Raw genomic sequence first — 23,916 nt, 5'->3', positions numbered from 1 at the left:
CCTGGCGGCTCTCGACCGACACAGGGAGGTTGTTAGATGCGTCCGTTCCGTATCGACGTGCCGCAGTCCGATCTCGACGATCTGCACCGGCGGCTCGACCACACGCGCTGGCCGGACGAGATGCCGGGGGTGGGCTGGGATCGCGGCGCGCCGCTGGAGTACGTCAAGGAGCTGGCCGACCACTGGCGGAACAGCTACGACTGGCGGGCGGCCGAGGCGCGCCTGAACGCGTACCCGCAGTTCGTCACCGAGATCGACGGGGTGAACGTGCACTTCCTGCACGTCCGCTCGCCCGAGGAGGGCGCCACGCCGCTGATCCTGACCCACGGCTGGCCGGGCACGGTGGCCGAGTTCCTGGACGTCATCGGGCCGCTCAGTGACCCGGTCGCGCACGGCGGTGACGCCGCCGACGCCTTCCACCTGGTGATCCCGTCGATCCCCGGTTACGCGTTCTCCGGCCCGACGGGTCAGGTGGGCTGGGACACCGGTCGGGTGGCCGGCGCGTGGAAGGTGCTGATGAGCCGCCTGGGCTACGAGCGGTATGCCGTGCAGGGCGGTGACTGGGGGATGCCGATCTCGCTGCGACTGGGGCTGGCCGATCCCGAGCACGTCATCGGCATCCACCTCAACATGTGCGTGGCGTTCCCGCCGCCAGACCCCGCGGCGATGGAGGGGCTGGGCGAGGCCGACCTGGCCCGCCTCCAGTTCACCGGCACGTTCATGCAGGACGGGACCGGTTGGCAGCGGATCCAGTCGACCCGGCCGCAGACGCTCGCCTACGCGCTGACCGACTCGCCGGTGGGGCAGCTCGCCTGGATCGCCGAGAAGTACAAGGAATGGACCGACTCGGCGAAGGTGCCGGAGGACGCCGTGAGCCGCGACGACATCCTCACCGCGGTCTCGATCTACTGGTTCACGGCGACGGCCGGGTCCAGCGCCCAGCTCTACTACGAGTCCAGCCGGATGGACGCCGACTTCGTCCGGACCTGGGCCGGGCCGTGGCCGCTGACGATGCCGGTGGGCGTCGCGTCGTTCCCCAAGGACGCGGTGCGGCCGGTGCGCCGGTTCGCCGACCAGATCCTGCCGACCCTCACCCGGTGGACCGAGTTCGACCGGGGCGGGCACTTCGCCGCCCTGGAGCAGCCCCAGCTGCTGGTCGACGACGTCCGCACGTTCGTCCGCTCGCTCGCACGCTGACCGCCCGGTCCGCCCGTGACCGGGCGGACCGGCGGGCTGAGAGGCGGCCATCGCGTCGGTCCTTCCACGACGACCACGTCGACGAAGGACGAGGGGACGCGGTGGCCGCTTCGGCGCGTGTGCCCCGGATCGTGCGCCGGCGGGTCCGCGCACCTGACGGATCCGGCGTCGCCGATGCGGCGCCCACGCGCCCGACCGGGGTTCGGAAAGGGTTCCGGCAATACCCGGTCCGAACCCCTCGGCGATTCCGGCGGACCTCGGAAACGCATTTCCTGACTACGCCGGTCGCATTCGAGGGCGCACTATGGGATGTGATCGGGTATCCGTCGGGCGATAGAGTCTTAGCTGTTGATGAGGTGCGCGCGTGACTCATTCGAGCCGACCCCGCGCAACCTCCAAGATGCGGCGTCCGAACCTGGGACCGCATCGTGGATGTACGAGCATAATGCGCCTGGCCACAAAGCCGGGCTTGCTGAGATGCGGAAGGAAGATCTGCGCGTGACCGTTGACATCGCCAACACCCAGAGGCCGTACGCTCGGACACTGGCAGCAGAGTCTCCCATTTTCCAGTCCAGCCCCTGCCAGTCGACAATTGTCGGGGTGGGCACGGCCTCGTCCGCCACACCCTTCTCCCAGCAGGACCTGCTGGACACCTTCGCGATCTCCGATCCGAAGATCCGGTCGGTCTTCCTCAACAGCGCGATCCGCCGGCGTTTCCTCGACCTGCCGTTGCCGGGAGACGACGGCCTGCCGTCCGCGGAGACCCAGGCGGACCTGCTCGACCGGCACAAGAGGCTGGCCGTGGACATGGGGCGGCGTGCCCTGCAGGCATGCCTGGACGATGCCGGGGCGTCGCTCTCCGACGTCCGCCACCTCTGCTGCGTGACGTCCACCGGATTCCTCACGCCGGGCCTCAGTGCCCTGCTCATCCGTGAGCTGGGCATCGACCGGCACTGCAGCCGGAGCGACATCGTGGGGATGGGCTGCAACGCGGGGCTCAACGCGCTGAACGTCGTGTCGAGCTGGTCCGTGGCCAATCCGGGCGAACTCGCCGTGGTGTTGTGCACCGAGGCGTGTTCCGCCGCGTACGTGATGGACTCGACCATGCGCACCGCGGTGGTGAACAGCCTGTTCGGCGACGGCGCCGCCGCGCTGGCCCTTGTCGGCCGCCCCGCCGGCGACTTCCTGGACGCCACCGGCGGCGACTCCTCGGGCGCCGCCGGCGGTCCTCGCATCCTCAAGTTCGCCAGTTGCATCATCCCCGAGGCGATCGACGCCATGCGCTACGACTGGGACAGCGTCCAGAACCGGTTCAGCTTCTTCCTGGACCCGCAGATTCCCTACGTCGTCGGCGCACACGCGGAAATCGTCACGGACCGGCTGCTGGCGAACACCGGCCTGCGTCGTAGCGACATCGGGCACTGGCTCGTGCACGCGGGCGGCAAGAAGGTCGTCGACGCGGTGACGGTGAATCTCGGACTGAACCGTCACGAGGTGCGGCACACCACAAGCGTGCTTCGTGACTACGGCAACGTATCAAGCGGCTCGTTCATCTTCTCGTACGAACGGCTCCAGCAGGAGAGAGTGACGGCCCCGGGCGATTATGGAGTGCTGATGACCATGGGTCCTGGTTCCACGATCGAGACAGCGTTGATCCAGTGGTGAGCGCGGCAACCGTCCGGACCGGCCGGGGCGAGCGCGGCGACGCCGACGGCACGCGAGGCGATGTCGAGCTTCGCATCGACGGCTCGAAACCCCTGACGATGGAGTCCGTCGCCGCCGTGGACGCCGCCTGCACGGTGGCCGAGTCGACCAAGGCCACCACCATGCTCGCGGTGCACCTGACCGGTACCCCCGGCAAGGACTGGACGCACGGCCTGGAGGTGGCGCTGGTCAGCAAGTGGGAGCGGTCGTTGCGCCGGCTCGAGCGGCTCACCGTCACGACTGTCGCGGTCGCCTCCGGCGACTGCGGGGGACTCGCCCTGGACGCCCTGCTGGCGGCGGACTACCGCATCGCCACGCCCGACGTCCGGCTGTCCCTGTACGTTGACGGCGAAGCCACCTGGCCCGGCATGGCGATCTTCCGACTCGCCCAGCAGGCCGGCGGGACCCGGCTGCGCCGGGCGATTCTCTTCGGCGCCCACCTGGACGCGACCGAGAGCGTCGACCTGGGCATTGTCGACGAGGTGACAAACGACCCGACCATGGCCCTGACCGCCGCGGCCGAGATGGTGAGCGGTCTCTCCGGCAGAGAGGTGGCCGTCCGCCGACAACTGATGTTCGACGCGCCGACCACCAGCTTCGAGGATGCCCTCGGCCGTCACCTCGCGGCCTGCGACCGAGCCCTGCGGCGGTCGGCCGGCCCCGGGGCACGGTAGCGGATCCGCCCCCGCGACGGAGGGGAGCCGGGGTGCGAGTGGGGCCGGAGCCCGTGCGCGGCGCCGGCCCCACCCACCGCGTGAGCCGCCTGCGGATGCTGACGCCGCACTCTGCGAGAATTGCCGGCCCGCCGGTCCATCTACAGTGGACTCCTCCCGAGCGGAGAGACGAGTCCCGCGATGAGGGGGAATTGTGGATCGGAAGATCGCGAAGGGCGTCGCCCTCGTCGTCACCGCGGTGATCGTGGCGGTCACGCCTGCGGGGGGCGGCGCCTCGGCGGCGCCCGCGGTGGAGTCGGCGACGACCGCGAGGATCACCTGGCAGCCCTGCGGGACGCCCGAGCCGAACGATGGCGGCGCCGAGTGCGGCCTGCTCGACGTGCCGCTGGACTACCACAAGCCGACCGGCAGGAAGATCCAGATCGCGGTCTCCCGGATCCGGGCGACGGTGTCCGCCGAGGACTACCAGGGCGTCATCATCGCCCTGCCGGGCGGGCCCGGCAACGCCGGGCTGTGCACGTCGGCCGCGGTCTGCGTGCCCGCCGGCGTCGGCGGCGCCTACGACTGGATCGGCTTCGACCCGCGTGGCGTCGGCGCCAGTGTTCCGGCGTTGTCCTGTGACGAGGACTACCTCCACGGGCCGCGCCCGGAGTACGTCCCCCGGCGCCCGGGCGTCGAGCAGACCTGGCTCCGTCGGTCGAGGAACTACGCCGAGGCATGCCGGGCGGCCGGCGGCGAGTTGCTGGACCACATGACCACGCTCGACACGGTCCGGGACGTGGAGTCGATCCGCAGGGCGCTCGGCGTCGGCCAGGTCAACCTGTACGGCATCTCGTACGGCACCTACCTCGGCCAGGTGTACGGAACGGTGTACCCGAAGACGGTGCGCCGCATGGTGCTCGACAGCAACATCGACCCGCGCAAGGTCTGGTACCAGGCGGCCCTGGCCCAGGACGTGAACTTCGAACGCAGCCTGCGCATGTGGTTCGCGTGGGTGGCGGCGTTCGACCACGTCTACCACCTCGGCAGGACCGCCGACCAGGTCAGGAAGCGCTGGTACGCCACGCAGCACAAGCTGCGGACGGCGCCGGCCGGCGGCGTCGTCGGCCCGGCCGAGTTCACCGACATCTTCATCTACGCCGGCTACTTCCAGGCGATCTGGCCGACCCTGGCCGAGTTGTTCGTCAGCGCCGTCGACGACCCCGACGCCGAGGCGCTGGTCGGGGCGTACGAGAGTTCCTTCCGCCCGGCCGACGACAACGTCTTCGCGGTCTTCAACGCGGTCCAGTGCACCGACACCCGGTGGCCGCGGAGCTGGGCCACCTGGCGGCGCGACAACTGGCGTACGTTCCGCGGCGCACCGTTCGCCACCTGGTACAACGCCTGGGGCAACGCGCCGTGCCTCTTCTGGCCCGGCACGGTCTCCACGCCGGTCGAGGTCGACGGCTCGAAGGTGCGGAGCGTGCTGTTCGTCGGCGGCACGCTGGACGCGGCCACGCCGTTCGAGGGCAGCATCGAGGCCCGGCGCCGCTTCCCGAACGGATCGCTGCTGGCCGAGGTCGGCCAGACCACGCACGTCCTCTCGTTCAGCGGCAATCCGTGCGTCACCGGCGTCATCGCCGACTACCTCAGGACGGGCCGGCTGCCGCAGCGCAAGGCTGGCGACCGACCCGACGCGACCTGCGACGCCCTGCCCCCGCCCGACCCGACGGCCACGTCGTCGCGGACGTTGTCCCGACTGGTCGACACCGCCGCGGCGTGGGCGCCGGGGCACGGCGTACGACGCTGAGGTGTCACCGGTCGACGCCGCGTGGCTCCGGGTGACGGGCCGCGGCGTGGCCGTCGACGCGGACGAGGGTGGACCGGCCCTCGCGCCGGGCCGCCGCTGAGGGGCCGGTCGAGGGCTGCCCCCGGGCCGCCGACGGCGCACTGCCGACCCCGCTGGCTGATCTGGAGGCGTGAACCGCGGGACCGGTGGCGACGCGGCCCCGGGGAGCGGCCGGTGGCTTGACTCCCCGGGGCCGCCGCTCAGTGCCCGCGCCGTCCCGGTTCCCCCGGCGCGTCGAGCAGCTCCGCGTACGCCACGTCGAACGCGCTCGCCGCCGGCACCGCGAGATCGGGCTCGACACCGGTGCCCTCCCAGTTGCCGCCCGTGATCGGGTTGATCGAGTAGGCGTGCGGCACCGCGATCTCCAGCGTCGGCGTCAGCTCGTGGACGGTGGCGAGGTTCGCTCCGCCACGCGTCGTCCCGCCGACCAACCGGGCCCGACCACGCACCTTCAGGTTCAGGCTGAGATCCTCGGCGCCGGAGAACGTCCGGTCGCTGGTCAACACGGAGAGCGGACGGTCGAGGTACCGCTCGCCGGGCAGCCACGCCAGGCTCCACAACTGTCGCGTCCGGTCGGTGACCCGGTCGTAGATGCTGTTCAGGTGCGTCGGCCCGGCCGGCAGGAGGTAGCTGCTCCACAGCACGACGCCGTCCGGTGAGCCGCCGCCGTTCTCCCGCAGGTCGAGGATGAGCGCGTCGGTGCGGGACACCAGCTCCATCGCGCCGATGATCGCCCGGGCGCCGTTCGGGGAGCCGCTCATGCGGCGTACGTCCAGGTAGCCGATGTTGCCGTCGAGGATCTCGACCCGGCGGACGCTGGCGCCGGCGGGAGCGCGGCGCTCGTCGCGCACCCGGACCCACAGGTGCGTGTCCGGGCACACGTCGAGCAGGTCCTCGGTGAGGCGTTCGGCGAGCGTCGAGTCGTCCAGGCCGTCATAGGCGCCGGCCGTCAGCCGCTGCCGCAGTGTCGCGGCTGCCGCCTCGGCCCGCTCCGGGAAGACGTAACGCTCCCGCAGCAGCTCGATCGCCCGCTCGACCGGGTGCACGCGCACCGTGTCGGGATGGGTGACGATCATGAGAACTCACATTCGTCGAGGTGGGGGCCGTCGCCGGGCGTCGTCGGCCGCAGCCGGCCGGCCCGGATCGTCGGCCGGGCGGCGCACCGCGGCGCGCGCCTGCGCGTGACCGCGGGTCGAGGGCCGGGCGCTACGCGGGCCGGGCGTCGGCCGTCTTCGGGCCGAAGCGCAGTGTCGCGTGGTGCTCCTGGGCCATCCGCCGCAACGCCGACAGCGCCACGTCGAGCAGGACCCCCCGCACCACCACGGCGGCCCGGTCGGCGCCCACCCCGTCGGCGGGCAGCAGGTCGAGATCCTGGACCGCGAGTTTCTCGGCCGCCTCCGCGTACGGGAGAAAGTATTCCATCCCGCATTCGCAGCCCAGCCGTTGCAGGGTGAGCACCACGAGCGCGAGACGGTCCCGGCTGGGCGCGTCCAGGTCGAGCGACCAGCCGAGTTCCTTGACGAAACGGTCGACGTCGGCACGCACCTGTTTCGCGCCGTCCACGCTGTGCAGCGCCGGCTCCTGCGGGAACAGGGCGCGGTCGACGAGCGAGTACAGCGCGGGCAGCGGCACCTTGTCGTTCTCGATCGCGGTCAGCAGCTCCCGCACCGAGGTGAGTTCCAGCTGACCGATGTTGGTCAGGGCCCGGATGAGCCGCAGCCGTCGCAGATGCGCTTCGCCGTACGCCGCCTGGTTGCGGCCGGTCGGGGTGCCGGGCGGGAGCAGGCGCTCCCGGAGGTAGAACTTTATCGTTGCGATCGGTACGCCTGTCTGCCTACTGAGATCTGAGATACGCATCAGGTTCCCCGCTGTCGACAGCACCGGCCAGACCAGAGTAAGGGTCGGGCTGCATGTTCGTCACCTTCGATGTTGCGTTTGGTGCAACTTGCTCCCACGAATCGATAGGCGTCGGCGCCCGTGGGTGGCGCCGCATGGCCGCGGCTAGCCCGGCGCCGGCGAACAGCACGCCGGCGACCACCGAGAGCGCCGGCCGGCTGGCCGTGGCGAAGCCGTCGTGGAACGCGGCGCGGTGCGTGGAGTCGGGCAGGCGGTTCTGCAGCACGGCGCCGATCAGCGCGGCGCCGAGCGCGGCGCCGGCCTGGCGGGCGGTGTTGAGCAGGCCGGAGGCCGCCCCCGCGCGTCGCGGGGTGATGCGACGCATCGCCTCGGTCGTGGTGGGCGCGATGGACAGGCCCATGCCGACGCCGATCGCGACGAGCGGCCCGGCGAAGGTGCGCCACGACGACGAGGGGCCGGGCAGCAGCGCGACGCCGAGCACGCCGACGGCCTGTAGGGCGAGGCCGACGACGAGGAGGATCCGGCCGCCCACCCGGTCGGCGAGCCGGCCGGCGACCGGCGCGACGGCGCTGAGCGTGAGTGTCCACGGCAGTGCGGCGAGGCCGGAGGCGAGCGGGCTCATGCCGAGCATGTTCTGGGTCTCCAGCACGAAGACGAACAGGAAGCCGTACAGGGCGAGGGAGCTGATGGCCGTCAGCACCGTGGCGATGGTGAAGTTCCGGTCACCGAAGAGGTCCAGCGGCAGCAGCGGCTCGGCGGCCCGCCGCTCCCACCGGACGAACAGCGCGAGCAGCACCACGCCGGCGACCAGGACGTGCGGGATGCCGACCGGTCCCAGCACCCGGCCCCACGCGTACCGCTGCCCTTCGATCAGGCCGAACACGATGGCCAACAGGCCCCCGGTGGCGAGCGCGACGCCCACCGCGTCGAAGCGGTGCGCCCGGTCGGGCCGCAGGCGGGGCAGGTACCGCACCGCGAGCAGCAGCCCGGCCAGACCCACCGGCACGTTGAGGTAGAAGATCGACTGCCAGCCGGCCTCCGTGACGAGCAGACCGCCCAGGGTGGGGCCGCTGACCGCGGCGACGCCGGCCACCGCGGTGAAGATGCCGAAGGCGGCGCCGCGGCGCTGGGGGGGAAAGACGGCGGAGATCAGGACCAGGGCCTGGGGCAGCAACGCCGCGGCGCCGACCCCCTGCAACACCCGGGCGGCGACCAGCTCGCCGGTGTGCCGGGACGACGCGCACCACACCGATGCGACGGTGAACACGGCCAGGCCGATGACGAAGACCCGGCGCGGGCCGACCCGGTCGCCCAGCCGGCCGAATGTGATCAGCAGCGAGGCGAAGGCCAGCAGGTATCCGTTGAGCACCCACAGCGCGCCGTCCACCGGGGTGCGCAGTTCCGCCATGATGTGCGGCGCCGCGGTGTTGACGATCGTGGTGTCCAGCAGGATGAGGAAGTTCGCCAGACACAGCACGGCAAGGACGGACCACGGGTTGCGGTGCGCCGGTCGGTGGGGCATGTCACTCCTCGGATCGGTTCCCGGCCACGGTGCCGAGGGGTTGTCGCTCCTCGACGCGCCGCTCGGCGACGGGTCCGTGGGTACGGCGCCCGGCCGGCGGCCGTGGACATCGGGGAGGGCGGTCCCGGCCCGCGCGCCCACGGGCCGTCGCCCGCGTACGTCACGTCGACCCGGGTCCGCGCGCCGACCGGTGGCGCCTGGGCGACCCGGTTCCCCGGTCCGACGCGCCGGCCGTGGCGGCGTCCCTGCCGGCCGAGGCGTCGGCGATGGTTACGTCGCCGGTCTGCCGGGTGTCACGGCGTCGCCCCCCTGTCGGTGGGATCAGGAATTGCGGATCAATCGTCTGGGAGGCCCGGACCGGGTGCACCTCCGTGGTTGCTTCCCATTGACGACCGTGGATGACACGCCTTTTTGTCAGGCGGGAGTTCTGGACGCGCGGGAGATGCCCGCGCCCTGCGCCTGGCGCGAGACCCGCCGGGGAGGTGGGTCCGGGTCGCCTATCGACCCGCCGCGACCGGTGGACGGTCGAGCGCCGGCGCGACCTCGTCGGGCCGGGAGCACGCGCGGCGCGCGAGGGCGTGCCGGTGGGCGTTCAGTACGCGGCCAGCACCGCGTCGCGCGACAGCCGGTGTCCCGCCGTCGCGTCCGCCATCCGCACGGAATGCGCGGCGGCGTGGCCGCCGCGTTCCGGACGGGTCGCGCGGGGGGCGGCCGTCGCGGCGCCGGCGCGACGGCCTCGTGGGCCACGGCCCGAGGCTCGGGGGCGGCATGTCGGTCACGCCGGCCGACGCGGCCGGCCCGACGGGCGCGGCGGGCGCGGCGGCGACGGTGAAGGGCGGGCGGCCGCGGTGGGAGTCGGGGCGCGGCGATCCGGTCGCCCGTCACCCGGGTCGTTCCGTGGCCAGCCCGCCTCACCTGGCCGGGCCGGGCCGTCGACTTCGTCGGACCGGAATCAGAGCGGACCGCTCACGCCGCGGAGCGGCCCGCCGTGACCGCGGCGCCGATCGACGACACCGCGCCCATCCGCTCCTCGGCCACCCGGGCCAGCGCGAACTTGCGCTGGTCGAGCAGCGCCAGCAGGACCGGAGGATCCATCGCGCGGACCGGCTGGAGGTCGAGGTCGGCGTGCACCACGCCGTCGCCGCGCATGTGCAGGGGGCCGACGGTGGCGACGCAGACGGTCTGGTCCCCGTCGTCGGCGACCGTGTCGGCGTCCAGTTCCCCGTTGACCGACTGGGCGAGGAGAAACCAGTTACCCGGGGGTACGCCGTCGAGCTGGTATGCGCCCGGGCGGGACAGGACCGTGCAGCGGACCGGCTGCCCTTCCGGGATGCGGTCCGGGAACAGGCCCAGGAACACCGGACTGTCCACATGCGATTCCGGGGCCCAGGCGCGACCCTGTACCCGGGCGTTGTGCGAGTGCCCCATCCGATAATCGGGGTCGGTCGCGATCTGCGGGGCGAAGCCGGCCAGTCGGCGGTATGTCGTGGGTGGCATTCCCACGCTCCGGGTGAACCGGGAGCTGAAAGTCCCGACGCTGTTGTACCCGACACGCATGCTGATATCGGCGACACTCAATGAGGTGGAGACGAGCAGGTGCTTGGCGCGCTGCAGACGCAGGGCGGAGAGGAAGCGGCCCGGTGTCACGCCGGTGGCGCGCTGGAAGACCCTCGTGAAGTGAAACTTGCTGAACATGGCAGCGCGGGCCATGTCGTCGACGGTGAGCTGCTCGCCTAGCTTTTCGTGCATGGCGGCGATCGCTCGCCGCACAGCCTTCTCGATTGGATCTTCCACAGCGGTTCCCCCAATGACCTGCAAATCTCATCGTGTTGACACTGCCTAGCGGACGGTCCCCGTGAGCCCGGTCTGCTTTGGTGTGGCGAATATTGGCGGTGGTCACCGCCGCTGGCATTTATGCGGGCTATCCATGAAATTAACCTATTCCCACCCCCTGAGATCGGCGGTATTGCTGGCGTCGAGGTTAGCCGAGCCATCGGGCGATGGCAACACCGTCAATGACGACGCGAGCACGGAGCGCAGTCATGGAGTGGCATGCACAGAAGTGCTGTCCTCGCACGTCAGAGCCGCATTGGCGGATGGCGGCGGGCGGATAGCAGCACACTCCGCTGCTGATAGTACGAATCTCCAGTCGCCATAATTGGCCGGGTCCATTTTCCCCGAAGCGCCGCACTTGGTGCCGCCTTGTCGAGGGGTGGATGTTCGGGAATGGCCGGATCTGTCCGGTGCGTCTAGTAAGCCTTCCGTCCCCGCCTGTCGTCGGGTGTCTCCGCTGGTCATCCCGTAATTGCGGGGGAGTGCCGGATAGGCAAGTTTGAAGATGACGGTCCACTGGCCGCTGCGTAGATTTGCGGAAAGTCCATTCCTTGATTGGCCGCGATGGTGGGTGCCCGCAGAACCATTCGTGCGTACCCGGTGTGCTGCCGCTCCGTCGGAATCCACGGCACGCTCCCCCGCCAAGTTCCGGATGCCGCTTCCGGGCGGGGGCCGACGACGGTCATCGTGGTATCGGCGGAGCCTCCGCATCCGTCTCCTGCATTGCGCTGATCTGCGGTAAACCGTAATGCGTACTCTCCAGTTCCCGTTTTTGTGGTGCGTGGAGTCGATTTTATTGCGGTTTACCGGCGCGATCGCCGTGGCGAATGCGAACGACCGCAAGGCAGGAGAATTTTCTGCCCACGGATGCGTAACAATGAGGCTCAAGTGGGCAGACCGGAGAAGATGATGACTGCTTGGAACAAGCTTCGACGCCGCATTCTGACCCCCGATGTGGGGCAGACAAAACTCAGTACGCGAGGATTCCACCTCAAGGACGAGCAGGCCTGCGACCGCCTCGAAACGGTCGGCAGCTCGTTCCTGCACGGCTTCGCCGCCGCCGCGGAGGCGGACGGCCCGCCGGAGGCGGCGCCGGTGGTCGAGTCGTCGCCGGCCGCGTTCCGGGGCTTCGCCTACGAGGGCGCGGCGATGGCGTTCGCGATCCGCGACGCCCTGCCCGGGCGGTCGCGGCACGTCGCCCGCTTCCTCGCCGACCACGACGAGCACGTCTACATGGCGTACGTCGGGGTGGGCTGGGCGATGGCCCGCCTGCCGCGTCCCTTGTGGTCGCGCCTGCACGCCCCGGATCCCCTGCTGCGCTGGCTCGTCCTCGACGGGTACGGGTTCCACCAGGCTTACTTTAAGACCGACCGCTACGTTCGCCGGCGGGACGCTCCGTCGGCGTTTCCGTGGCCCACCGACGGTCCACGGGACTACTCCCGGGACTACTCCCTGCGGGCGATCGACCAGGGCATCGGGCGGGCCTGCTGGTTCGTGGCCGGAACGGACGCCCAGCAACTCGTCCGCCTCCTCGACGCGTTCCCCGCGCACCGCCGCTCCGACCTGTACGCCGGCGCCGGGCTCGCCGTCTGCTACGCCGGTGGCGGGAGCGAGCAGGAACTGAACTGGCTCGCCCGCACCGCGGGGGAGTACCGGCTGGAACTCGCGCAGGGCGCCGCGTTCGGCGCCGCGGCCCGCGTCCGCGCCGGCCTGGTGATGCCGCACAACGAACTGGCCACCGGCGTCCTGTGTGGAATGTCGGTGGACGAGGCCACACGAGTGACCGATGAGGCGCGGGTCGGGCTACCCACCGACGACGTCCTGCCCGCCTACGAAGTCTGGCGCCAGCGCATCAAGAGCGCCTTCATTCCGTTGGTAGCGACACGAAAGCCGAGTGAGCAATGACCAGTATTGCCGTGGTCGGGATGGCGTGCCACTACCCCGACGCCCGTTCGCCGCAGGAGCTGTGGGAGAACGCCGTCGCGGGTCGCCGGGCGTTCCGGCGGCTCCCCGACGTCCGCATGAACCATGACGACTACTGGGACGCCGACCCGGCCGCCCCGGACCGCTTCTACGCGCGCAACGCCGCCGTCCTGGAGGGCTACGAGTTCGACCGGGTCGCCTACAAGGTCGCCGGCAGCACCTACCGGTCCACGGATCTGGCGCACTGGCTGGCCCTGGACACCGCCGCGACGGCGCTCGCCGACGCCGGGTTCCCGATGGGTGAGGGCCTGCCGCAGGAGCGTACCGGCGTGGTCGTCGGCAACACCCTGACCGGTGAGTTCTCCCGCGCCAACCAGATGCGCCTGCGCTGGCCGTACGTGCGGCGGACCGTGGCGGCGGCGCTGCGGGCGGAGGGCTGGGACGACGAACGGATCTCCACCTTCCTCGCCAGCTACGAGGCGGCGTACAAGAGCCCGTTCCCGCCGCTGGACGAGGACACCCTCGCCGGCGCGCTGTCGAACACCATCGCCGGCCGCATCTGCAACTACTTCGACCTCAAGGGCGGCGGCTACACCGTCGACGGGGCCTGCTCCTCGTCGCTGCTGTCCGTGGTGACCGCGTGCCGGGCGCTGCTCGACGGGGACCTGGACGTCGCCATCGCCGGCGGTGTCGACCTGTCCATCGACCCGTTCGAGGTCATCGGCTTCGCCAAGACCGGCGCGCTGGCCACCGGTGAGATGCGGGTCTACGACCGGACCTCCAACGGGTTCTGGCCCGGTGAGGGCTGCGGCATGGTGGTGCTGATGCGCACCGACCGGGCCGTCGAGGCCGGTCACCGGATCTACGCCTCGGTCGCCGGGTGGGGAATCTCCTCCGACGGCCACGGCGGCATCACCAGGCCCGAGGTCGACGGCTACCGGCTCGCGCTGCGCCGCGCGTACGCCCGGGCCGGCTTCGGCGTCGACACCGTCGGGCTCTTCGAGGGACACGGCACCGGCACCAAGGTGGGGGACGCCACCGAGCTGACGGCGCTGTCCAGTGCCCGGGAGGCGGCGAACCCGGAGGCGCCGCCCGCCGTGATCGGCTCGGTCAAGGGCATGATCGGGCACACCAAGGCAGCCGCCGGGGTGGCCGGGTTCATCCGCGCCGCGATGGCCGTGCACCACGAGGTGCTTCCCCCGAGCGTCGGCTCCGTCGACCCGCACGAGATCCTCACCGCCGACGGGGCCCGGCTGCGCACGCTGCGCAAGGCCGAGCCGTGGCCGGCCGAGGTGGAGGTGCGGGCCGGGATCACCGCGATGGGCTTCGGGGGCATCAACACGCACGTCGTGCTCGAACGGCACGGGCCACGCCGGTCGGTGCCGGACCGCCGGGTGCGGGCCCTCGCCACCTCGGTCCAGGACGCCGAGCTGCTGCTGGTCGACGCCACCTCGGCGGAGGAACTCGCCGAGCGGCTCGCCGAGCTGAGCGCCTTCGTCCCGGCGATCTCGTACGCGCAGCTCGGTGACCTCGCCGCCACGCTGCACCGCGACCTGCGCGGCCGGCCGTTCCGCGCGGCGATCGTCGCCTCGTCGCCGGAGGAGGCCGAGCGGCTGCTCACCGCGGCCCGCGAGGCCGTCGAGTCCGGCGAGGCGAAGCTGATCCGCCCGGACGGCCGGTTCCTGCTCGGACACGTCAGCGGCCCGGCCCGGATCAGCTTCCTCTTCCCGGGGCAGGGTTCCGGACGCGGCGTGAGCGGCGGCGCGCTGCGCCGGCGGTTCGCCGAGGTCGAGGACGTCTACCTGCGCGCCGCGTTGCCGACCGGTAGCGACGTCGTCGCGACCGAGGTCGCCCAGCCGCGCATCGTCACCGGGTCCGTCGCCGGGCAGCACGCCCTGGCGCTGCTCGGCATCGAGGCGTCGACCGCGATCGGGCACAGCCTCGGTGAGATCGTGGCCCTCCAGTGGGCCGGCGCGATGAACGAGGAGACCCTGCTGCGGGTGGCCGGCCTGCGGGGCCGGACCATGGCCGGGCACAGCCAGGCCGGCACGATGGCGGACATCGGGGCGCCTCCCGAGATGCTCGACACGATCATCGGGGACCTGCCGGTCGTCGTGTCCGCCTACAACGGGCCCGAGCACACCGTCGTCTCCGGATCGGTCGACGCGGTCGAGGCGGTCTGCCGCAACGCCCAGGCGGCCGGGCTGAGCGCGACGCGGCTGCGCGTCTCGCACGCGTTCCACTCCCCGCTGGTGGCTCCGGCCGCCGACGCCTTCGCCGACACCCTCGCGGACGAGACGTTCCACCGGGTGGGAGCCCGGGTCGTCTCCACCGTCACCGGTGACGTGCTCCCCGCCCGGACCGACGTGCGGGCCCTGCTCCGCCGCCAGATCACCGACCCGGTCCTGTTCAACCAGGCCGTCGCGCTGGCCGCCAAGAACACCGACCTGTTCGTCGAGGTCGGGCCGGGGCAGGTGCTCACCGGGCTGGCCGGCACGGTCACGGATGTTCCGGTGGTCGCGCTGGACACCGACAGCGAATCGCTCGCGAGTCTGCTCCGGGTCGCCGGCGCCGCGTACGTCACCGGCGCCGCGCCCGCCCCGGCGGCGCTGTTCGACGGCCGGCTCGTGCGACCGCTGGAAGTGGGCGCCACGTTCTCGTTCCTGACCAGCCCGTGCGAGCGGGCGCCGGAACTCGACCCGGCGATCGAGCGTGGGCCCGCCGTGGCGGCGCCGTCAGTGGTCGCCGACTCCGCCGGGCCGGACGGGGAATCCACCCAGGACCTGCTGCGGCGGCTCACCGCGGACCGCGCCGAGCTGCCGCTCGAACTCGTCGGACCGGACAGCCGGCTCCTCGACGACCTGCACCTCAGCTCCATCACGGTCGGCCAGGTGGTGAACCAGCTCGCCCAGCGTCTGGACGTGCCGCCGGCCCAGATGCCGATCAACTTCGCCACCGCCACCATCCGTGAGCTGGCCGAGACGATGGAGAACCTCGCGAAGACGGCCCGGGACAGCGATGCCGCCGCCACCCCGGTGGTGTCCGGCGTGGCCGCCTGGGCCCGGCCCTGGCGGGTCGACCTCGACGAGGTGCCGCTGCCGGCGGTGCCCGCCGACGCCACCGCGAAGAACGGTCCGTGGCACCTGCACGCCGACGCGGACCACCCGTTCGCCGCGGAGCTCGCGAGCACGCTCGAACAGTCCGGGCTCGGCAGCGGGGTCCTGGTCTGCCTGCCGCCGGACTGCACGGAGGAGCAACTGGAGTCCGCGCTGCGGGGCGCCCAGCAGGCGCTCACCGCCGGCAGCACCCGCTTCGTCCTGGTCGGACACGGTCGCGGCGCGGCGGCGATCGCCCGGACGTTGCACCTCGAGGCGCCGACCGTGCTGGTCACCGTCGTGCACCTGCCCGCCGCCACCGAGGGCGCGGTCGAGCTGGTGGTGAAGGAGGTCGCCGCCACCACCTCCTTCAGCGAGGTGCATTACGACGACGGCGTCCGGCGGGTCCCGACCCTGCGCGCGATGCCGGTGCGGCCGGGCACCCCGGTGGCCCCGCTCGGCGCGGACGACGTGCTGCTGGTCACCGGTGGGGGCAAGGGCATCACCGCAGAGTGCGCCCTGGCCCTGGCCAGCGACAGCGGCGCCCGGCTGGCGCTGCTGGGCCGCTCCGACCCCGCCGAGGACAGCGAGCTGGCGGCCAACCTGGCCCGGATCGCGGAGGCCGGCGTCACCGTGCGGTACGCCCGCGCCGACGTCACCGACGCCGACGCCGTCGGTCAGGCGGTGCGGGACCTGGCCGCCGAACTCGGCCCGGTCACCGCGGTCCTGCACGGCGCGGGCCGCAACGAGCCGGCCGCACTGCCGAGCCTCGACCCGGCCGCGTTCCGCGCCGCACTGGCGCCGAAGGTCGACGGTCTGCGGGCGGTGCTCGACGCGGTCGACCCGGCCCGGCTCCGGTTGCTCGTGACGCTCGGCAGCATCATCGGCCGGGCGGGACTGCGCGGCGAGGCGCACTACGCCACCGCCAACGACTGGCTGGCCGAGGAGACCACGGCGTTCGCCCGGGCGTACCCCGACTGCCGCACCATGTGCCTGGAGTGGTCGGTCTGGTCGGGCGTCGGCATGGGCGAGCGACTGTCGGTCGTCGAGTCGCTCAGCCGTGAGGGCGTCATGCCCATCACTCCCGACCAGGGCATCGCGATCCTGCGGCGGCTGGTCGCCGACCCGGCGACGCCGGGCGTGGTGGTGATCAGCGGGCGCACCGAGAGCGTCCACACGGTTCGCTACGACCTGCCGTCGCTGCCGCTGCTGCGGTTCGTCGACCGCGTGCTGATCCGCTACCACCAGGTCGAACTGGTGGTCGAGACGGAGCTGAACGTGGGCGCCGACCGCTACCTCGCGGACCACGATCTCGACGGCAACCTGCTGTTCCCGGCCGTGTTCGGGATGGAGGCCATGGCGCAGGTGGCCACGGCCGTCTCGGGCGTCGACGCGGTCCCGGTCATCGAACGGGCGGAGTTCCTGCGACCCATCATCGTCTCGCCGCACGGGCACACGAAGATCCAGGTGGCCGCGCTGGTGACGGACGACGACACCGTCGAGGTCGCGATCCGCAGCGAGGAGACCGGCTTCGCCGCCGACCACTTCACCGCGCGACTGCGCCTGAGCGGCGAGGCCGCCCCGGACGGGCCGCCGGACCAGGTGCCGGACGGGTTGGCCCCGGCCTCGATCACGCCGTCCGACGACCTGTACGGCGAGATCCTCTTCCAGGGCGCCCGGTTCCAGCGGCTCCGGCAGTACCACCGGGCCGCCGCCCGTCACGTGGACGCGATCGTGGCGGCCGACGAGTCGACCACGTGGTTCGCCCCGTACGTCTCCCCGACGCTGTTGCTGGGTGACCCGGGCGTCCGCGACGCGCTCATGCACGGCAACCAGGTGTGCGTGCCGGACGCCACGTTGCTGCCCGCCGGCGTGGAACGGATCCACCCCGGCGGCGCGAAGGTCTTCCAGGCTCGCGAGCTGCGCTACTGCGCCACCGAACGGGAGCGCGACGGCGACACGTACATCTACGACATCGCCCTGCGCGACGAGGCCGGGACCACCCTCGAGCGGTGGGAGGGACTGCGGCTGCGCGCGGTCCGGAAACAGGACGGATCGGGCCCCTGGGTGCCCCCGCTGCTCGGCTCCTACCTGGAGCGTGGGCTCGGCGACCTGGGGATGCCCGACGTCGCGGTGGCGATCGAGCCCGACCCGCCCGCGCCGGCGGACCCGGCCGAGCGGACCGCCGCCCGTCGCCGGACCAGCGCGGTGGCCGCCGGGCACGCGCTCGGACGACCGGTCGAGATCACGTACCGGCCCGACGGGCGACCCGAGGTCCCGGGGGAGCGCACCATCTCGATCGCCCACGGCGCCGGGATCACGCTGGCCGTCGCCGCGGAGGGCGTGCTCGGCTGCGACGTCGAGAGCGTGGCGCCGCGCGGCCCCGAGGAGTGGCAGGGATTGCTCGGCCCGCACGCCGGGGTGGCGGAACTGCTGGCCGGAAACCCCGGTGAGACCCCGGACACCGCCGCGACCCGCGTCTGGACCGTGGTGGAGGCGATGCAGAAGGCCGGACTGCCGATGCACGGACCGCTCGTCGTGGCCGACGAGGAACGTCCCGGCTGGGTGCTCTTCAGCGCCGGCGGGGCTCGGGCCGCCTCCTTCGTCACCAGTCTGCGCGGCGGCGAGGGGCAAGTGGTGATCACTGTTCTGGCTGGTGCGAAGGGATGACCATGGAGAGCTACTACGAGCTGCGGCACACCGTCGGGTTCGAGGAGACGAACATCGTCGGCAACGTCTACTACGTCAACTACCTGCGGTGGCAGGGCCGGTGCCGGGAGATGTTCCTCAAGGACCGTGCGCCGGCCGTCCTCGCCGACCTGCAGGCCGACCTCAAGCTCTTCACGCTCAAGGTGGAGTGCGAGTTCTTCTCCGAACTCACCGCGTTCGACGAGATCGCCGTCCGGATGCGGCTGATCGAGCGGGCGCAGACGCAACTCGAGTTCGGCTTCGACTACGTGCGCCTCGGCCCGGCCGGCGAGGTCCTCGCCGCCCGGGGAATCCAGCGCGTCGCCTGCATGCGTGGCCCGAACAACCGGACCGTGCCCACCCGGGTTCCGGAGGCGCTCGAGGACGCCCTCGAGCCGTACCTCGCCGTCGGAGCCCGGCGATGACGACCTTCGACACCGAAGAGGTGACCGACTCGGCGCACATGCGTCGCGTCTACGGAACCTTCGCCACCGGCGTCACGGTGGTCAGTGTCGGTGGGGACGAGCCGCACGCCATGACCGCGAACTCGTTCAGCGCCGTCTCGCTCGATCCGCCGCTGGTGCTGGTCTGCGTCGACCGGGACGCGCTCATGCACCAGGCGCTCAGCCGCGCCGGCACCTTCGGCATCTCCGTGCTGGCCCCCGACCAGGAGGCCGTGGCGCGCTACTACGCGGACCGGCGTCGACCACTGGGCCCGGAACAGTTCGAGTTCGCCGACTGGCGGCCGGGCGGGCGGACGGACGCGCCGTTGCTCGCCGGGGCCGTCGCCCACTTCGAGTGCGAGCTCTGGCGGTCGTACGACGGGGGAGACCACACGATCTTCCTGGGCCGCCCGCGGGGCATGCGCCGGTACGGCGACGGCGACGCCCTGGTCTTCCTCGGTGGCCGGTTCCGCCGGCTCGAGATGGCGCCGTCCGCGGTGGTGACGTCGTGACCGCGGTCGTACGTCCGGCGTCGCCGTCGCTGAACGGGCCGTCGCGCGCCGCCGCGGTCAACATGTTGATCATGATGAACCGGGACCGCCTCGGCATGATGACCACCGCGGCGGCCCGCTGGGGCGACGCCGCCCGGCTGCCGGTCGGACCGAAGACGCTCTACTTCTTCAACCACCCCGGCCACGCCAAGCACGTGCTCGCGGACAACGCCGCCAACTACCACAAGGGCATCGGTCTGGTGCACGCCCGCCGGGCGCTGGGCGACGGACTGCTCACCAGCGAGGGTGAGCTGTGGCGCAAACAGCGCAAGGTGGTGCAGCCGGCGTTCCAGAGCCGACGCATCGCCGCGCAGGCCGGCATCGTCGCCGAGGAGGCGGCGGCCCTCGTCGGCCGGCTCCGGACGCTCGGCCGCCGGGGCCCGGTGGACGTGTTCCACGAGATGACCGGCCTGACGCTCGGGGTGCTCGGGCGGACCCTGCTCGACACCGACCTCGGCCGGTTCCCGTCGATCGGCCGTGACTTCACGGCGGTGCAGGACCAGGCCATGTTCGAGCTGGCGACGTTGAGCGCCGTGCCGCCCTGGGTGCCGCTGCCGCGTCAGCTGCGGTTCCGGCGCGCCCGTCGTCGGCTGCAGACGATCGTCGACCAACTCGTCGACGAGCGCGGGGACCACTCCGGCGACCGCGACGACGTGCTGTCGCGGCTCATCGTGTCGGCCCGGGCCGAGCCCGACCCGCGGGTCGGCCGGCAGCGGCTGCGGGACGAACTCGTGACGCTGCTGCTGGCCGGGCACGAGACCACCGCCAGCACGCTGAGCTGGGCGCTCTACCTGGTCGACAAGCACCCCGAGGTACGCGAGCGGCTGCGGGAGGAGGCCACCACGGTGCTCGGGGACCGGCTGCCGACCTTCGAGGACCTGGGCCGGCTGCGGTACACCGCGATGGTCATCGACGAGGTCGTGCGGCTGTACCCGCCGGTGTGGATCCTGCCGCGCAAGACGCTCGCCGAGGACGTGGTCGGCGGGTACCACGTGCCGGCCGGCGTCGACGTGCTGATCTGTCCCTACACGCTGCACCGGCACCGGGCCTTCTGGGACCGTCCCGAGGAGTTCGACCCGGAGCGCTTCGACCCGGTCCGGTCCACCGACCGCCCGCGGTACGCCTACATCCCGTTCGGCGCGGGACCGCGGTTCTGCGTCGGCAACCATCTCGGCCTGATGGAAGCCGCCTTCGTGCTCTCGATGCTGGTCCGGGAGCTGCGGCTCACCAAGGTCGCCACCCACGAGGTCGTGCCGGAGCCGATGTTGTCGCTGCGCATGCGCGGTGGCATGCCGATGACCATCAGTTCGGCCGACTGACGGACAACCGGGTGACGGACCGCCGTCACCCGTGACCGCACCACACAGGAGCCCGTCCTCGACGGGCGTCACCCCGAGGGGGAGCGTTGCCACCGAAACCAGTGGGTCCGCTGCGCCGGCTCATTCCCGCCATCTTCGTTCTGGTGCTCGTCGCGGGGCTGTTCACGATCTCGCGACTGCCGTCCGCGTCCGCGGCGGACCGGGAGGCGATGGCGTCGCGGTTCGCGTTCACCGAACTGCCCATCGCGTTCCCGCCGGGCCTGCCGCAGCGCACGGTCCGCACCGTGAACCCGAAGTACAAGCACATCCGCTCCTGGATCTCGTCGGTCGGCGCCGGTGTGGCGCTCAACGACCTCGACGGGCAGGGCGGCGCCAACGATCTGTGCCTCGTCGACCCGCGCAGCGACAGCGTCGTCGTCACCCCCGCGCCCGGCGGCGGCGCCACGTACGCGCCGTTCGTGGTGCAACCGGCGCCGCTGCCGATGGGTCCGGCGATCGCGCCGATGGGATGCGTGCCGGGCGACTTCAACGTCGACGGCCGCACCGACCTGCTGGTCAACTACTGGGGTCGGACGCCCGTGCTGTTCCTGCAGAAGAGCGACGCGCGGGGCCTGAGCCTGGCGTCGTACCACCCGGTCGAGCTGATCCCGCAGCAGAAGACCACCGACGGCCTGTACCGCGGGCCGCTGTGGAACACCAACGCGACCGCGGTCGCCGACTTCGACGGCGACGGCCGACCCGACATCGGCATCTTCAACTACTTCCCGGACTCGCAGGTGCTCGACCCGCAGGGCCTGCCCAACGTGCAGATGAACCACTCCATGTCCCGCGCGCAGAACGCGGGCGGGGCGCACATCCTGCGCTGGACCGGGGCCACCAGCGGCGCCGAGCCGACCGCCACCTACGAGGTGCAGAGCGCGATCGACCCCCGGTACGCGACGGGGTGGACGCTCGCCTCGGCCTCCGCCGACCTCGACGGTGACCTGCTGCCCGAGCTGTACCTCGCCAACGACTTCGGCAACGACCGGTTCTTCCACAACGTGTCGACGCCCGGCCGGATCAGGTTCAAGCTGGCCGAGGGCCGGCGCGGCCCGCTGGACCCGAAGTCGCTGGTGATGGGGCACGACTCGTTCAAGGGGATGTCGGTCGACTTCGCCGACCTGTCCGGCACCGGCCGGTTCGACGCCTTCGTCAGCAACATCACCGAGTCGTGGGGGCTGGAGGAGAGCAACTTCGTCTGGCTGAACACCGCGAAGACCCCGCAGGAGGCGCGCGAGCGGATGAGCAAGGGCATCGCGCCCTTCGAGAACGAGGCCGCGTCGAAGAACCTCGCCTGGGTCGGCTGGGGCTGGGACGCGAAGATGGCCGACTTCGACAACAGCGGCCGACTCGTCGTGGTGCAGTCCTGCGGCTTCGTCAAGGGCACGATCAACCGGTTCAACTGGCTCCAGGAGCTGGCCGCCAGCAACGACCTGATGCTGCGCGAGCCCGACATGTGGCCCAACGCCCAGCCCGGCGACGACATCGCCGGCTCCAACGCGCTGGCGTTCTGGGCGCCGGAGGGCAACGGCCGCTACGTCGACCTGAGCCCGCAACTCGGGCTCGACGACCGGACCCCGACGCGCGGGGTCGCCGTGGGCGACACCGACGGCGACGGCCGCCAGGACTTCGCGGTGGCGCGGCAGTGGGGGCCACCGGCCTTCTACAAGAACACCAAGACGGAGATCGGCGCCTTCCTCGGGCTGCGGCTGCACCGGCCCGCGCTCGGCGCCGGCCAGTCCGGCGACGCCGGCACCCCGGCGTACGGCGCGCAGGCGCGGGTGACCACGGCCGACGGCCGCACCCAGCTCGCCCAGCTCGACGGCGGGGGCGGGCACTCGGGCAAGCGCAGCTTCGACGTGTTCGTCGGGTTGGGCGCCCAGGGCGCCGCACCCGTCACCGTCGAGCTGAGCTGGCGCGATCTCTCCGGCGCCCGGCACCAGCAGACGCTGTCCCTCGCCGCCGGGTGGCACGACCTCATGCTCACCGACCGAGCCCAGGAGCTGACCAAGCCATGACGGACGTCAAACGCGCCCCGGAAGGCGCGACCACCACGGTCGAGGCCGTCGACGCGGCCCGCAACGGCGCCGGCCCGGCCGGGGCCCACCGGGGCGTCGACACCCGGCCGCCCGTACCCCGGGTGGACAAGCGTGACCCGCGCTACCTCGCGCTGCGGAACTTCGCCATCTCCATGTCCATCCTCAACATCCTCGGTTACACGATCCTCGGCTTCGAGCAGCCCTGGACCTGGCCGCTGTTCGTCCTGGCGCTCGGGTACACCGTGGAGCTGGTGATCGAGGCGGTCGCGGCCCGGTCCCTGGGCCGCCGGCCGGCCTACAGCGGCAACGGCGCGTGGGGTGTCTACACGTTCCTGCTGCCCACCCACATCACCGCGCTCGCGGTGAACATGCTGCTCTACGCCAACGACATGTTCTGGCCGATCGCCTTCGCGGTGGTGGTGGCCATCGGTCAGAAGGCGGTGCTGCAGGCGCCGATCAACGGGCGCATGCGGCACTTCATGAACCCGTCGAACTTCGGCATCACGATCGCGCTGCTCACGTTCGCGTGGGTCAACGTGGCCCCGCCGTACCACTTCACGGAGAACGTGCCGGACGTGTTCCGGATGTTCATCCCGATGGTGGTCCTCACCGCCGGCACCATCCTCAACGCGATGCTCACCAAGAAGGTCGCGCTGATCGTGGGCTGGGTCGGTGGCTTCGTCATCCAGGCGCTGATCCGGCACTACGTCTGGGACGTGCAGCTCTGGTCGGCGCTGAGCATCATGACCGGGGTGGCGTTCGTGCTGTTCACCAACTACATGATCACCGACCCGGGCACCACGCCGTCGAAGGCGCGGAACCAGTTCATGTTCGGCTCCTCGGTGGCCATGGTGTACGGCGTCCTGATGGTCTTCAACGTGGTCTACACGCTGTTCTTCGCGGTCACCATCGTCTGCCTGGCCCGGGGTCTGTTCTGGTGGGGCAAGTGGCTGATGGAGCGGCGTGGCGAGCGCACCCCGGTGCAGCCGGTGCCGCCGCCCGCGGCGGTCGAGCTGCCGATCGCCCGCTGACCCGCCACCCGGCGCGACACCGACCGGACCGTCCTCCACCCTGCGGGGCACCGCAGTGGGGAGGGCGGTCCGGTCGCTTCACCGACAGGTGCTCGTCAACGCATTGCGGACAGCTCCCCCCGGATGCTCCCTCCGTCGTCTACTGTGCACTCTGGGTACCCGTGATGTTCGGT

General features: G+C 71.7%; 15 protein-coding genes. 11 read left to right on the top strand and 4 right to left on the bottom strand.

Going from position 1 to position 23,916, the window contains the following annotated elements:
• Positions 1–36 precede the first annotated feature (36 nt).
• The 4 genes from ACIA6B_RS14425 (at position 37) to ACIA6B_RS14410 (ending at position 5,364) form a co-directional block, all read left to right on the top strand.
• A complete protein-coding gene (locus ACIA6B_RS14425) occupies positions 37–1,197 on the top strand; it encodes an epoxide hydrolase family protein (RefSeq protein ID WP_396773469.1) in 1,161 nt (386 codons plus the stop codon).
• Positions 1,198–1,695: 498 nt separating this feature from the next.
• On the top strand, positions 1,696–2,862 hold the full coding sequence (gene dpgA, locus ACIA6B_RS14420; RefSeq protein ID WP_396773467.1) for a 3,5-dihydroxyphenylacetyl-CoA synthase DpgA: 1,167 nt from the start codon (positions 1,696–1,698) through the stop codon (positions 2,860–2,862).
• A complete protein-coding gene (gene dpgB, locus ACIA6B_RS14415; RefSeq protein ID WP_396773465.1) occupies positions 2,859–3,575 on the top strand; it encodes an enoyl-CoA-hydratase DpgB in 717 nt (238 codons plus the stop codon). Before dpgA ends, dpgB begins: the two co-directional genes overlap by 4 nt.
• Positions 3,576–3,768: 193 nt before the next feature.
• On the top strand, positions 3,769–5,364 hold the full coding sequence (locus tag ACIA6B_RS14410; protein ID WP_396773463.1) for an alpha/beta hydrolase: 1,596 nt from the start codon (positions 3,769–3,771) through the stop codon (positions 5,362–5,364).
• Between the two features lie 239 nt (positions 5,365–5,603).
• Here ACIA6B_RS14410 and ACIA6B_RS14405 read toward each other — a convergent pair whose 3' ends face one another.
• From ACIA6B_RS14405 to ACIA6B_RS14390, 4 genes are all read right to left on the bottom strand, one after another.
• On the bottom strand, positions 5,604–6,479 hold the full coding sequence (locus ACIA6B_RS14405; protein WP_396773462.1) for a S41 family peptidase: 876 nt from the start codon (positions 6,477–6,479) through the stop codon (positions 5,604–5,606).
• A 130-nt stretch (positions 6,480–6,609) separates the two neighbouring features.
• Positions 6,610–7,260, bottom strand: a complete 651-nt coding sequence (locus ACIA6B_RS14400) for a MerR family transcriptional regulator (RefSeq protein WP_396773460.1) — start codon at positions 7,258–7,260, stop codon at positions 6,610–6,612.
• Positions 7,238–8,782 (bottom strand): MFS transporter, encoded by a 1,545-nt coding sequence (locus ACIA6B_RS14395; RefSeq protein WP_396773458.1) that lies wholly within the window; start codon positions 8,780–8,782, stop codon positions 7,238–7,240. The genes ACIA6B_RS14400 and ACIA6B_RS14395 overlap by 23 nt, the downstream gene beginning before the upstream one ends.
• 966 nt (positions 8,783–9,748) lie before the next feature.
• A complete protein-coding gene (locus ACIA6B_RS14390) occupies positions 9,749–10,576 on the bottom strand; it encodes a helix-turn-helix domain-containing protein (protein WP_396773670.1) in 828 nt (275 codons plus the stop codon).
• Between the two features lie 948 nt (positions 10,577–11,524).
• Here ACIA6B_RS14390 and ACIA6B_RS14385 point away from each other — a divergent pair.
• The 7 genes from ACIA6B_RS14385 to ACIA6B_RS14355 all read left to right on the top strand — a co-directional run bounded on the left by ACIA6B_RS14385 (position 11,525) and on the right by ACIA6B_RS14355 (position 23,743).
• Positions 11,525–12,520 (top strand): DUF1702 family protein, encoded by a 996-nt coding sequence (locus ACIA6B_RS14385; RefSeq protein WP_396773456.1) that lies wholly within the window; start codon positions 11,525–11,527, stop codon positions 12,518–12,520.
• Complete coding sequence (locus tag ACIA6B_RS14380; protein ID WP_396773454.1) at positions 12,517–18,303, top strand: SDR family NAD(P)-dependent oxidoreductase; 5,787 nt, start codon at positions 12,517–12,519, stop codon at positions 18,301–18,303. The genes ACIA6B_RS14385 and ACIA6B_RS14380 overlap by 4 nt, the downstream gene beginning before the upstream one ends.
• 2 nt (positions 18,304–18,305) lie before the next feature.
• Positions 18,306–18,746: a thioesterase family protein gene (locus tag ACIA6B_RS14375; protein WP_281942478.1), complete on the top strand. Its 441-nt coding sequence runs from the start codon at positions 18,306–18,308 to the stop codon at positions 18,744–18,746.
• Complete coding sequence (locus tag ACIA6B_RS14370; protein WP_396773452.1) at positions 18,743–19,276, top strand: flavin reductase family protein; 534 nt, start codon at positions 18,743–18,745, stop codon at positions 19,274–19,276. Before ACIA6B_RS14375 ends, ACIA6B_RS14370 begins: the two co-directional genes overlap by 4 nt.
• A 62-nt stretch (positions 19,277–19,338) precedes the next feature.
• Positions 19,339–20,634 (top strand): cytochrome P450, encoded by a 1,296-nt coding sequence (locus tag ACIA6B_RS14365; protein WP_396773668.1) that lies wholly within the window; start codon positions 19,339–19,341, stop codon positions 20,632–20,634.
• An 86-nt stretch (positions 20,635–20,720) separates the two neighbouring features.
• A complete protein-coding gene (locus tag ACIA6B_RS14360; protein ID WP_396773451.1) occupies positions 20,721–22,691 on the top strand; it encodes a CRTAC1 family protein in 1,971 nt (656 codons plus the stop codon).
• Entirely contained in the window at positions 22,688–23,743 is a 1,056-nt protein-coding gene (locus ACIA6B_RS14355; protein ID WP_396773450.1) for an enediyne biosynthesis protein, read from the top strand. Before ACIA6B_RS14360 ends, ACIA6B_RS14355 begins: the two co-directional genes overlap by 4 nt.
• The last annotated feature ends 173 nt before the right edge of the window (positions 23,744–23,916 follow it).

This window comes from Micromonospora sp. NPDC051141 (assembly GCF_044455765.1).
Lineage (GTDB): Bacteria > Actinomycetota > Actinomycetes > Mycobacteriales > Micromonosporaceae > Micromonospora.
This window is presented reverse-complemented; position numbering and strand designations above follow the sequence as displayed.